Origin of the sequence: Nocardiopsis sp. NPDC006139 (genome assembly GCF_040614155.1) — a bacterium.
Lineage (GTDB): Bacteria > Actinomycetota > Actinomycetes > Streptosporangiales > Streptosporangiaceae > Nocardiopsis > Nocardiopsis changdeensis.
Window position 1 is genome coordinate 77,736 of the sequence record NZ_JBEXTT010000019.1, and the last position, 12,445, is coordinate 90,180.

Below are 12,445 nucleotides of genomic sequence, written 5' to 3' on the forward strand. Positions count from 1 at the left end.
GCGGCGGGGCCTTCTCCTTTCCACAGGTGGATCGGTGAGGGTGAGGCGAACCGACCACCCCGCCGCCCGGACAACGCATAGGGCCGCTGTCATCTACTGGTTGCGCCCTACGCCCGCGTTCGGGATCACCCGCCGGTGCGGATCTCCTCGCGCAGCCACACGGTCAACCCGGCCTCGGCGCGTTGCCGCCTCCGCTTCGCCGTGGGGTAGGGCATGCCGAGGTGCGCCGCCGCGGTCTTCAGGGAATGCCGCTCCAACCGGGTCGCACCAACCAGCCAGGCATCCGTCCCCGTGATCACACCCAACTGCACGGCGCGGATCAGCGCTTCCTCCGGATGGCCCACCAACGGGGCCTCGGCATCGGACGGCAGGCCGGTGAGCTGGGCCAGATCACGGTCGGCGGCGTACCGCCACCGCTGCCCCGCCCGGTAGGCACCCGCCCACAGGCGACCCAGCACACCCGGCTGCGCCACATCGACCCGGTCCACCTCCTGGATCCACGCCGCGATCACCTCGGCCTCCAACTCTTCACGGCGGGCACCGAACCGGCGCCTGCGCGAGAGCCGGTCGACCACCGACCTCAGCGGTTTGAACCCCAACCCGACGGCGACCACGGCCCAGTCATCTCCCTTGCCACGCGCGCGGTCGATCACCTCCCGCCACAGCGCATCCGAGATCTCCCGGGGCAGGTGCGGCACCAGGGCCGCCACCCGCAGCAGATCCACCTCCCGAGGACCCTCCGGGGTGGCGAACTCCACCCGCCACGGGTCGGGCGGTCCGACCAGGGCGGTGAAGGCTCGGCGGACACGTGCCAGCGGAAAGACGGGGGCGGAAACAGAGGGGCGCATGGACGGGGTCCCTTTCGTGTCGTCACGGTCACCGCCACCCATGACCACACGCCCCATCAGCACAAAATGAGCACTCCGCCCGCGGTGCGCGTCGTGCGGACCCGGTGAGTACGCACCCCCCGCGCCCGATCCCGCCCCCGGTTCGCAAAAAGAGGGTGAGGCACCGACCACACGCCGACACCCCTGATGCGCGACCCCCACGACCCGCCGCCGACCTTGAGGCTGCTCTCCCTGGGCGCCGGGGTGCAGTCCAGCACCCTGCTCCTGCTCGCCGCCCAGGGCGCCATCCCGCGCTTCGACTACGCCCTGTTCGCCGACACCGGATGGGAACCCGCGCGTGTCTACCGGCACCTGGAGCGCTTGGAACACATCGCCGCCGACGCCGGCATCTCGCTGCTGCGGGTGAGCACCGGCAACATCCGTCGCGACGCCCTGGACGAACGGCACCGGTTCGCATCAATGCCCCTGTTCGTCCTGGGCCCCCAGGGCCAGCGCGGGATGGCCCGCAGGCAGTGCACCAGCGAATACAAGATCAAACCCTTGAAGAAGGAGGCCCGCCGCCTGCTGGGCTACCCGCACCCGGCCCGCGTCCCCACGGGGGTCTACGCCACCCAGGCCATCGGCATCAGCCTCGATGAGGTCCACCGCGCCAAAGACGCCGACGTGAAGAACCTCCGCAACGAGTTCCCGCTGCTGGATCTGGGGTGGACCCGCCGGGACTGCCGCTCACACCTCACCGCCCATGGCCTCGGCGACACCCCCCGCTCCGCCTGCATCGGATGCCCCTACCGCTCCACCGCCTCCTGGGCCGAGATGGCGGCAACAGAACCGGCGGCGTTCGAGGACGCCGTGGCGTTCGATGCCGCCATCCGGCACGGCCACCCCGCCGCCACCCGCAGCGGCATGCCGCTGCACGGCACCTACTACCTGCACGTCTCCCGCAAACCCTTGGACCAGGTCGACCTGACCGCCCCCTCGGGCCCCGAACCCGAAGGGTGCTCGCCGTGGTCGTGCCGAGCCGATGCCGCCCCGGCAGCGGCAGCGGCAGAAGGGAGCGAAACCCAGTGACCCCGGGATCGTTGCCGCACACCACCACCGCTGCTCTCACCGAACCGCTCACGATCGGTTCGTTGTGCACCGGCTACGCCGAGCTCGACATGGGCGTTGCCGCGGCACTGGGCGGCAATGCCCGCCTGGCCTGGGTCGCCGACAACGACCCCCACGTCACCCGACTGCTCACGCACCGGTTCCCCGGCGTACGCAACCTCGGCGACCTCTCGTCGGTGCGCTGGAGCGATGTGGAGCGCCCCAACGTGCTCAACGCAGGATTCCCCTGCCAGGACATCAGCGCCGCAGGACGCGGAGCCGGCATCGAGAAAGGGACCCGTTCCAGTGTCTGGACGTTCGTCATGGACGCCGTTCGCCATCTACGACCGAACCTCCTCGTGCTGGAGAACGTGGCCGCGCTCCGCTGGAAAGGCCGAGGGCTCGACCGGGTTCTCGCGGACCTGGCCCGCACGGGGTACGACGCGCGATGGTGTTGCGTACGCGCCAGCGACCTCGGTGCGTGCCACCGGCGTGAGCGGCTGTTCCTTGCTGCCCACCCCGTGCGCCAGCGACGGGCACCGGGGGCCCGCCGACCCGCACACCCGCAAGCGGCGGGGGCGGCAGGTGCGGGTGGGCGATGTGCTCTGCCACCCGCCGCACACCCCCGCGTGCGTACGCACCCGCACTGCGCACACCAGACTCACCGACAGGCTCCTGCCCACCCCGCTGGCCAGCGACGCCACCAAGGGCAGCCCCCGGCAACGGAGTTCGTCAGGGCACCCCACACTGCCCTCCGCAGCTCTCGCCACTCACCGCACCGATCCCCAGGGCTGACTCCGCCTTTCGCGTACGCATGGGGCGAGTACGCACCGGCGATCCACCGGTGGGAGGAAGTGCTCGGCAGGACGGCACCGCCGCCCACCGAACGCGGCACCCGCGGGCAACCTCGGCTCAGTGCCGCCCTGGTCGAGTGGATGATGGGCCTCCCCGCCGGGTGGGTCACCGACCCCGACCTCGGATTGCCGCGCACCGCCCAGCTCCACATCCTCGGTAACGGCGTGGTGCCGCAGCAGGCGGCCGTTGCCATGCGGCACCTCATTGCCGAGACCAATGCCGATTTCGGAGGAAGTGGATGAAATCGCTTCTGGTGCGGCAACGGACAGATGCTTCTCCTCATCAATCGGCATGCCGGAAATATTCCCCCTTTGCCGCGGCAACGAAGAAGGTTGCCGGTGGTACCGATGGGAGGTGGGGCTGTGTCGGCTGATTCGAGCGGATTCGATGATCAGACCGAAACGCCGACTGGCAAGGAAAGCGGAGTCGCGAATGGTGTGGGCGAAGGCAACGTGAAATATCCTGAAGCGGACCAACCCTTCAGCGCCTCACGGGGTCCCGGCTTGTCCGTGACCTTTGAGTTCTCACCCCTCGAAGACAGCGGGCTGCTGAGGGAGCAGGCATTGTCCATCAAGGAAGTCTTGGAATGGGTACTGCACAACAGGGGGCGGTCCCCCCGATCCCCCCGGAAGTCTTCACCAGCACCACCAGACGATTCCGCGCGGGGCTGAAGGGAGGTGCGCTCAGGGTGGCTTTCGCCGGTCGCACCTCCACCGATGACAAGCAGGACGCCACCCTGTCGATCCCTCGCCAGCTGGCCAACTCCCGCGCCAGCCTGCCCCCGCGCGGCATGATCGTCGCCCACTTCTACGACGTCGAGTCGGGCCGCATGGACCTGAAGGACCGGGGCCGTGGCAAGGCACACGAGGCCATGTCCATCCCGGTCCCCCGAGACGGGGGAATTCAAGACCTGCTCGAAGAAGCGGCCCGAGAAGATCGACGATTCGATGCGGTGATCTGTGAATCCATAGAGCGCCTTGCCCGGCGCTCCTACATCAGCAGCCAGATCGAACACCGCTTGGAACAACTCGGCGTCCTCCTGCTCGCTTCAGATGAGCCCATCATGGAGAACGGGAAGAAGGCCACCCAGATCCTGACGCGCAGAGTCAAGCAGGGGGTGGCCGAGTGGTATGTCCTCGAACTCCTGGAGAAGTCCTGGGGCGGGTTCGAAACCCACACAGAACAGGGCTTCAATGTCGGCTCGCCCCCGTATGGCTACATGCCTCTAAAAGTTCCTCATCCGGTTCCCGCCAAACGCGCCGAAGGGGCCACCAAGCACCGACTCACCCCCGACCCGCTCCGAGGACCGACCGTCACCTGGATCTTCGAGCTCCGGGTGCACAGGAGGCTGGGGTATGAGGCCATCGCCGATGTGCTCAACCTCCAACCGGATCGCTTTCCTCCCCCGAGGCCTGTGGATCCCCGTCGTGCGGTGGGGAAGTGGACGGGCGGCTCGGTCCGCGGTGTGCTCACCAATCCGAAGTACTGCGGCTTCATGGTCTGGAACCGCCGGGGGACCAAGGCCGGTGGCCGTCTCAAGCCGCCGGAGGAGTGGGTGTGGTCCAGCCAGCCGACCCATGAGCCCCTGGTGTCCGTCGACACCTTTATTGCGGCGCAGAAGATCGCGGGCCATCGTGTCCGGTCCCGGCAGAGGAGCGGCATCAACCAAGCTCACCCCCAAGCGGCGCGCTCCTACCGACTTCGCTCCTATGTTCGATGTGCTCTATGCGGGCGTCGCATGTTCGGCAAGACTCGGAGGGAAGTCGGATACTTCGCTTGTCAACCCCCGAAGGGAAAGTGTGAAGCATCCCACCCCAAGAGTGTGTGGGTGCGCGAGGCCTACCTCATGGAAGCGGTTCTGGGCTTCTTCACAGACCGCGTGTTCAGTCCCGCACGCAGCCGAGCCCTGTTCGCGGCGATACCGGACGCGGATACCGCCGCCCTCCGCGAGCACGAACAGGCCGTCTCGTCTCTGGAGCGTCGGCAAGAGGAACTGAACGAGCGCCGGGACAGGCTTCTCGGGCAGTTGGAGTTCGTGGACGACCCGGCATCACGGTTGGCAGGGGACATCAGAGAACGGGCAGAGCGTCTCTACACTGAGAAGGAGGAGATCGACCGACAACTCAGGGAACTCCGCGAGCGACCCCCGGTCCGAGTGGCCCCCGAGATGTTGGACGCGATCCCCGTCCAAGCAGTGGAGTTGGACAAGGTGCCGGAAGAGGTACTGAGACGGCTGTTCGAAGCCTTCCGCCTGGAACTGACCTATGACAAGTGGGCCAACCACGTGCACATCAGGGTCACCCTCGCGGCGGAGAGCCTGGACGAGTCGGTCCGAGCGGCCCAACGGGTCGCCGACCCCGGAGAAGGATCAGAAATGAAGAGATGGGAACCCTCGAAGAGTGTTCCCATCTGCGAAGTGCCCCCTGCAGGATTCGAACCTGCGCACACGGCTCCGGAGGCCGTTGCTCTATCCCCTGAGCTAAGGGGGCTGGCTTGCGTGAACAACTGTAGCAGGGGCTCCGCGCGCTTCGTCCACCCGTTTGCCGCGCGCGGCGGATCCCCCCGTTCCGGTGGTGCGGCCCGCCCCCGCGGCGGTAGTGTCGCGCCGTGAACGCCTTGCCCGCACGGGTTCTCGTCGTCGAGGACGACGACGTGATCCGGGAACTGATCCGCCTCAACCTCGAACTGGAGGGGTTCGAGGTGTTCACCGCCGTGGACGGGCAGGACTGCCTCGACCGGATCGGGTACATCGACCCGCACGTGGTCACCCTCGACGTGATGATGCCCCGGCTGGACGGCTGGACGACCGCGGAGCGGTTGCGCGCTGGTGAACGGACGCGGACGCTGCCCATCGTGCTGGTCACCGCGCGCACCCAGGAGGAGGACGTGCGGCGGGGCGAGCGGATCGGCGTGGACGCCTACGTCACCAAGCCGTTCGACCCCGACGCGCTGATCGACGTCGTACGCGGCCTGCTCGGGGGGCGCGGGTGACCCCGGCCGACCTGGAGGCGGTCGTGAGGTCCGCCGCCGCCGACGCCTTCGACCTGCCCGCGGAGCGGATCCCGTTCGTGTGGCCGCGCGGCGACCAGGCCGCCGAGGGCGCCGACGCCGCGACCGCCCTGGCACCGCGCCTGGTGGGCCTGGTGGGCGACCGCCTGCCCCCCGGGTCCGGGCGGCCGCACCTGCGGGTGGCCGGGCGCATCGCCGCCCGGATGGCCGACCTGCGCGACCGGGGCCGCCTGTCCTACGCCCGGCTGCACGCCGACGACCGGGGCTTTCTGAACGTCACCCTGGGCGCGCGCCAGCGCGACGACCTGCTGGGCGCGGCCGCGGACGGTCCCCGCTTCCTCACCGGCCGCGGGTGGGACGGGGCGGGGGAGTGGCCCCGCACCGCCCTGCACGCGGCCGGGCCGGTGGCCCAGGCCCGCCGGTGGGCGCGGGCGGACGCGCGCTCCCGCATCGCCCTGGCCACGGGCGACGCTCCCCCCGCGGTGCCGGAGGCGGGGGAGGTCTCCTGGCGGGACCCCTACCTGGACGGCGACCGGGCCGGGCTGTTCACCCCCGCGGCTCGGGCGCTGGGCGCGGTCGGCGAGGACAGCGCCCGCATCGCGTTCTGCCGCTCCATCCCCGAGCGCCCGCGCGAGACGGAGACGACCGGCCGCGACCTCCCGGTGCTGCCGTCGGCGGAGTACCCGGGCGCGTGGGCCCGCCTGACCGACGCCAACCCGGCCTTCCGGCTGCGCTACGCCCACGCCCACGCGGTCTCCCGGAAACGGTGGGTGGCCGAGGGGGCGCCCCGGCACGCGGCCTGCGAGCGGCACACCGCCCCGGTGCGCCGCGCCCTGGTGGACGGACCCAGCGCGCTGGCCGGGGCGGCCCGCCGAGAGGAACCCCATATCCTGGTCCGATACCTGGAAACCCTGGCCGGTGCCTACGATGAATGGCGGACCTGTCCCTCCGCCGCGACCGCGCAGGCGGGGTACACCACCGCCGACCCGGCGCTGCCGTCCGCCGTCGCCGGGATTCTCCGCACCGGGCTGTTCCTGCTCGGGGTGTCCGCGCCCACAAGGCTGTGACCCCGCCGCGCCCGGTGGGCCGCACCCGACGCCCGCGTTCCGATCGGAGAAGTGGACAATGGGGGAGGGGTGCCGTCCCTCCCGTCACGCCGTTCCAGCCGAAAGCCCGTTATGAGCCGCTACGCCCACCCCGCCGGATCCCGTCACGCGGAGATCCTCCCCGAGGACAACCCGCCGCTGCCGCCCGAGGACCTCAACGCCCTCGACCCCCGGGTGTGGCCCGCCACCGCACGCCGCGAGAACGGCGCCCTGGTCGTGGGCGGCGTCGACGTCCGCGAGCTGGCGGACACCTACCAGACGCCCCTCTTCGTCATGGACGAGGAGGACTTCCGGGCGCGCGCCCGCGACTACGCCACGGCGTTCGCCGGGTCCGACGTCTACTACGCGGGCAAGGCCCTGCTGACCAAGGCGGTCGCCCGCTGGGTGATCGAGGAGGGCCTCAAGCTCGACGTCTGCTCGGGCGGCGAGCTGGCGGTCGCCCTGGCCGCCGGGGTGCCCGCCGACCGCATCGGCATGCACGGCAACAACAAGTCGGAGCGCGAGCTGCACCGGGCGGTCGAGGCCGGCGTCGGCCGGATCATCATCGACTCGCTGGACGAGATCGAGCGCCTGGAGCGCGTCGCCGCCGGGCTGGACCGCACCCCGAAGGTCCTGATCCGCGTCACCACCGGTGTGGAGGCCCACACCCACGAGTTCGTGGCCACCGCCCACGACGACCAGAAGTTCGGCTTCGCGCTGAGCACGGGCGCGGCCGCCGAGGCGGTCCGCCGGGTGCTGGACGCGCCGCACCTAGACCTGGTGGGCCTGCACTCGCACATCGGCTCCCAGATCTTCGACACCTCCGGCTTCGAGGTGGCCGCGCGCCGCGTCACCCGGTTCCTCGCCGGGATCCACACCGACCTGGGCGTCACCCTGGCCGAGCTGGACCTGGGCGGCGGCCTGGGCATCGCCTACACCTCCGACGACACCCCGCTGGACCCCAAGACCATCGCCGACGGCCTGACGGCGATCGTGCGCCGCGAGTGCGAGGAGGCCGGGCTGCCGGTGCCGCGCCTGGCCGTGGAGCCGGGCCGCGCCATCGCGGGCCCGCCCGGGATCACCGTCTACGAGGTCGGCACGGTCAAGGACGTCGAGGGCATCCGCACCTACGTCAGCGTCGACGGCGGCATGAGCGACAACATCCGCACCGCCCTGTACGGCGCCGAGTACACCGGCCGCCTCGTCTCGCGCGAGAGCGCCGCCGGGCCGATGCTGTCCCGCCTGGTGGGCAAGCACTGCGAGAGCGGCGACATCATCGTGCACGACCTGTACCTGCCGGCCGACCTGCGCCCGGGCGACCTCGTCGCGGTCGCGGCCACCGGCGCGTACTGCCTCTCCATGGCGAGCAACTACAACCACCTGCCGCGGCCCGCGATGGTCGCGGTCCGGGACGGTGCCGCCCGCGTGATCGTGCGCAGGGAGACCGAGGAGGACCTCCTCCGCCTGGACGTCGGCTGACCGGTCCGCGCGGCGACGGTCAGAGGATCACGAGAGAACTGGGAGTCACGCCCAAATGGCGATGAAGGTGGCGCTGCTCGGATGCGGCGTTGTGGGTTCGCAAGTCGTTCGCCTGATCGAGGAGCAGTCCGAGGAGCTGGCCGCACGGATCGGCACGCCCATCGAGGTCGGCGGGATCGCGGTGCGGCGCATCGACCGCGCCCGCGGCGTCTCCCCCGAGCTGCTGACCACCGACGCCATGGCCCTGGCCACCCGGCCCGACATCGACGTCGTGGTGGAGGTCATCGGCGGGATCGAGCCGGCGCGCTCGCTGATCCTGGCGGCGATCGGGGCGGGCAAGTCCGTGGTCACGGCCAACAAGGCGCTGCTGGCCGAGGACGGCCAGACCCTGCACGCGGCCGCCCGCGAGGCCGGGGTGGACCTGTACTACGAGGCGTCGGTGGCGGGCGCCATCCCGCTGCTGCGCCCGCTGCGCGACTCGCTGGCCGGTGACCGCGTCAACCGGGTGCTGGGCATCGTCAACGGCACCACCAACTACATCCTGGACCGGATGGACTCCCTGGGCGCCGGGTTCACCGAGTCCTTGGAGGAGGCCCAGGCCCTGGGGTACGCCGAGGCCGACCCGACGGCCGACGTGGAGGGCTTCGACGCCGCCGCCAAGGCCGCGATCCTGGCGCGGCTGGCCTTCCACACCCAGCGGGTGACCGCCGCCGACGTGCACCGCGAGGGCATCACGGGGGTGACGGCCGCCGACATCGCCAGCGCCAGGGCGATGGGCTGCGTGGTCAAACTCCTGGCGATCTGCCAGCGCTCGGAGGACGACAAGTCGGTGGGCGTGCGCGTCCACCCGGTGATGCTGCCGGTCGACCACCCGCTGGCCGGCGTCAAGGAGGCCTACAACGCGGTGTTCGTGGAGGCCGAGTCGGCGGGCCGGCTGATGTTCTACGGCGCCGGCGCGGGCGGCACCCCCACGGCCAGCGCGGTGCTGGGCGACGTGGTCGCGGTGGCGCGCAACCGCCGGGCGGGGACCTCGGTCGCCGAGGGCGGCCACGACACCGGCCTGGGCGTCCACGACATGGGCGACACCATCACCAGCTACCACGTGGCGCTGGACGTGGCCGACCGCCCGGGCGTGCTGTCCAAGGTCGCCGAGATCTTCGCCCGCCACCAGGTGTCGATCAAGAACGTGCGCCAGGAGGGCCGCGGCGACGACGCCCAGCTGGTGCTGGTCAGCCACCCCGCGCCGGACGCCGCGCTCAGCCGCACGGTCGAGGACCTGCGCGTCCACGACATGGTCCGCGAGGTCGCCAGCGTGATGCGCGTGGAGACCTTCGCGGACTGACCGCCGCCGGGGCTGGCGCGGCACCCGCGCCGCCCCCGGCCCCGGCCCGCCGACGGCCGTCTCGGAATGCGGACAAGGGCGACCGCGATTCGAGATGATCCCGGCCTGGCCGTAGACTCGTACCAGGTGGGGGCAGCGTCCCGGGTCCGCTACGGGGCCACGGCGCCCCGCCGCTTCTCCATCTTCTCCATGCGTATCGAGCGGGATCCGCATCCACCCGAAAGGGACACTGTCGTGAGCAAGGCACGGGCGTGGCGAGGCATCGTCGAGGAGTACCGCGACCGCCTCCCCGTCAACGAGAGCACCCCCGTCGTCACCCTCCAGGAGGGCGGCACGCCCCTGCTGCCCGCCACGCGCGTATCCCAGCTCACCGGATGCGAGGTCTTCCTCAAGGTGGAGGGTCTCAACCCCACCGGCTCCTTCAAGGACCGGGGCATGACGATGGCCATCACCAAGGCCGCCGAGGACGGCGCCAAGGCCGTCATCTGCGCCTCCACGGGCAACACCAGCGCCAGCGCCGCCGCCTACGCCATCCGCGCCGGGATGACCTGCGCCGTCCTGGTGCCCCAGGGCAAGATCGCCATGGGCAAGCTCGCCCAGGCCCTCGTGCACGGCGCCCGCCTGCTCCAGGTCGACGGCAACTTCGACGACTGCCTGGAACTCGCCCGCAAGCTCAGCGTCGACTACCCGGTCGCCCTGGTGAACTCGGTCAACCCCTACCGCCTCCAGGGCCAGAAGACCGCCGCCTTCGAGATCGTCGACGCCCTGGGCGACGCCCCGGACGTCCACTGCATCCCCGTCGGCAACGCCGGGAACATCTCCGCCTACTGGATGGGCTACACCGAGTACAGCCGGGACGGGATCTCCACCCGCAACCCGCGCATGTTCGGCTTCCAGGCCAGCGGCGCAGCCCCGATCGTCAACGGCGCCCCGGTCACCAGCCCGAGCACCATCGCCACCGCGATCCGCATCGGCAACCCGGCCTCCTGGAGCCTGGCCGAGCAGGCGCGCGACGACTCCGGCGGGATCATCGACAAGGTCACCGACCGCCAGATCATGGCCGCGTACCGGCTGCTGGCCGCCGAGGAGGGCGTGTTCGTCGAACTCGCCTCCGCGGCCTCCGTCGCCGGCCTGCTCCAGGCCGTCGAGGCCGGGCTGGTCGAGCGCGGCAGCCGGATCGTCTGCACCGTCACCGGCAACGGCCTCAAGGACCCCGACTGGGCCCTGGCCGGGGCCTCCTCGGCCACCACCGTGCCGGTCGACGCCCTGGCCGCGGCCCGGGCCCTGGACCTGGCCTGAGCACCCTCCGGCGGGGGCGTCCGCACGCCCCCGCCGGAGCGGGACCGCCGTGAACACGCACGACCGGAAGACCCCACCGAAAGACCCCGCCATGACCCCACCGCGCCCCGACCGGGTTTCCGTCCGCGCCCCGGCCACCAGCGCCAACCTGGGTCCGGGCTTCGACGCCCTGGGCCTCGCGCTGTCCCTGTTCAACGACTTCGAGGTCGTGCTGCGCGACGACGGCGAACTCCGGGTGGAGGTGAGCGGTGAGGGCGCCGGAGAGGTCCCCGCGGACCACCGCCACCTCGTCGTCCGCTCCATGGCCGAGGCCTTCGACCGCGCCGGGGAGAAGCTGCCCGGCCTCACGCTGACCTGCGTCAACCGCATCCCGCACGCGCGCGGCCTGGGGTCGTCGTCCTCCGCGATCGTCGGCGGCGTCGCCGCGGCCGCGGCCCTGCTGGGGCGCACCGGTCCCGACGGCGGCCCGGACCGCGACTGGATCTACCAGGTCGCCGCCGACCTGGAGGGCCACCCCGACAACGTCGCCCCGTGCGTCTTCGGCGGCTACACCGTCGCCTACCGCGAGGCCGACCGCTGGGGTGCCGTCTCCCTGGCCCCGGACCCGCGCCTGCTCCCGGTGCTGTGCGTCCCGGGGTGGCGGCTGTCCACCGAACGCGCCCGCGGGCTGCTGCCCGAGAGCGTCCCGCACGCCGACGCGGCCTTCAACGCGGGCCGTGCCGCGCTGATGACCGCGGCCGTTTGTGGCCATCCCGAAACCCTGTACGCGGCCACCCGGGATCGGCTACACGAGGAGTATCGGGCGCCCGCCATGCCGCGCACCCTCGACCTCGTACGCGACCTGCGTGACCAGTGGGAACTCCCCGCCGTGGTCTCCGGGGCGGGACCCACGGTCCTGGTGCTGTGCTCCGTGGCGGAGGGGGAGGCGGAGGCCGATTCGCCGGAAATCGCCGAGGCGCTTGATTCAATCCGTCGTAGTGCGGGTAATGATTGGGACATACGCCCCCTGCCGGTCGAGCAGGCGGGGGTGCGGTCCCCATCTCCCCATCCGTAGCACCATGTGTCGAGGAATAGCCGTGGCCTCTGGTGATGTTAGGCTAGGTGAAGCACCAGATGCCCCGTTGCGGGGCGAGTGCTCATCCGCCACAGCGGCCTCCGCATCCCATACTCCGGTGGTCCGGTCCCACGACCGTCCGGAAGCGGTGGTCGGTGTGTCGATTCCGCGGATTCTCCGCGAACGTGTCGACATCCCCGCTGCCAGCTCCTCCTCCCCGGATGAGCGTTCCGCCGCGGTCGATCGGCAGTACCACCGAGCCACCCGCCCCGACGTCTGGCTGTACCCAGAGCCCGCCGCGATCGGGTAGGGGACCGTCTTCTCGCCGGTTTCCGACATCCACGTGGGGCACGCCCTACCCGGCCCAGCCGGTTCGCACCACCGGGCC

At 71.2% G+C, this 12,445-nt stretch carries 9 protein-coding genes, 1 tRNA gene and 2 pseudogenes; 9 read left to right on the forward strand and 3 right to left on the reverse strand.

The genetic code is table 11. The annotated features are described in order from the left end of the window. Window positions 1-125: 125 nt before the first annotated feature. Entirely contained in the window at window positions 126-725 is a 600-nt protein-coding gene (locus ABZ249_RS23295) for a hypothetical protein (RefSeq protein WP_355266493.1), read from the reverse strand. 309 nt (window positions 726-1,034) lie between these two features. Between ABZ249_RS23295 and ABZ249_RS23300 the strand changes: the two genes are divergently transcribed. Then, window positions 1,035-1,916 (forward strand): hypothetical protein, encoded by an 882-nt coding sequence (locus ABZ249_RS23300; RefSeq protein WP_017567511.1) that lies wholly within the window; start codon window positions 1,035-1,037, stop codon window positions 1,914-1,916. Then, window positions 1,913-2,440: pseudogene (locus tag ABZ249_RS23305) on the forward strand (DNA cytosine methyltransferase); the annotation flags it as partial. The gene ABZ249_RS23300 and the pseudogene ABZ249_RS23305, both read left to right, overlap by 4 nt. Before the next feature lie 264 nt (window positions 2,441-2,704). Here the strand turns inward: ABZ249_RS23305 and ABZ249_RS23310 are convergent. Then, window positions 2,705-3,082: a hypothetical protein gene (locus ABZ249_RS23310; RefSeq protein ID WP_344097037.1), complete on the reverse strand. Its 378-nt coding sequence runs from the start codon at window positions 3,080-3,082 to the stop codon at window positions 2,705-2,707. 293 nt (window positions 3,083-3,375) lie between these two features. On the opposite strand from ABZ249_RS23310, the pseudogene ABZ249_RS23315 reads away from it, so the two are divergent. Next, a pseudogene (locus ABZ249_RS23315) lies at window positions 3,376-4,401 on the forward strand (recombinase family protein); the annotation flags it as partial. Between the two features lie 805 nt (window positions 4,402-5,206). On the opposite strand, the gene ABZ249_RS23320 reads toward ABZ249_RS23315, so the two are convergent. After that, a tRNA-Arg gene (locus tag ABZ249_RS23320) sits at window positions 5,207-5,278 on the reverse strand. Window positions 5,279-5,396: 118 nt separating this feature from the next. Between ABZ249_RS23320 and ABZ249_RS23325 the strand changes: the two genes are divergently transcribed. From ABZ249_RS23325 to thrB, 6 genes are all read left to right on the forward strand, one after another. Then, window positions 5,397-5,780 (forward strand): response regulator, encoded by a 384-nt coding sequence (locus ABZ249_RS23325; protein ID WP_220563004.1) that lies wholly within the window; start codon window positions 5,397-5,399, stop codon window positions 5,778-5,780. After that, window positions 5,777-6,865, forward strand: a complete 1,089-nt coding sequence (locus tag ABZ249_RS23330) for a DALR anticodon-binding domain-containing protein (RefSeq protein WP_355266498.1) — start codon at window positions 5,777-5,779, stop codon at window positions 6,863-6,865. The genes ABZ249_RS23325 and ABZ249_RS23330 overlap by 4 nt, the downstream gene beginning before the upstream one ends. Window positions 6,866-6,976: 111 nt before the next feature. Next, entirely contained in the window at window positions 6,977-8,362 is a 1,386-nt protein-coding gene (gene lysA, locus ABZ249_RS23335; RefSeq protein ID WP_355266500.1) for a diaminopimelate decarboxylase, read from the forward strand. A 55-nt stretch (window positions 8,363-8,417) separates the two neighbouring features. Then, on the forward strand, window positions 8,418-9,704 hold the full coding sequence (locus ABZ249_RS23340) for a homoserine dehydrogenase (protein WP_355266503.1): 1,287 nt from the start codon (window positions 8,418-8,420) through the stop codon (window positions 9,702-9,704). 234 nt (window positions 9,705-9,938) lie between these two features. Further along, the gene (thrC, locus tag ABZ249_RS23345; protein ID WP_220563000.1) at window positions 9,939-11,003 is read left to right on the forward strand and encodes a threonine synthase; all 1,065 of its coding nucleotides are present in this window, start codon (window positions 9,939-9,941) and stop codon (window positions 11,001-11,003) included. A 91-nt stretch (window positions 11,004-11,094) separates the two neighbouring features. Beyond that, window positions 11,095-12,057 (forward strand): homoserine kinase, encoded by a 963-nt coding sequence (gene thrB / locus ABZ249_RS23350; protein ID WP_355266506.1) that lies wholly within the window; start codon window positions 11,095-11,097, stop codon window positions 12,055-12,057. Window positions 12,058-12,445 lie beyond the last annotated feature (388 nt).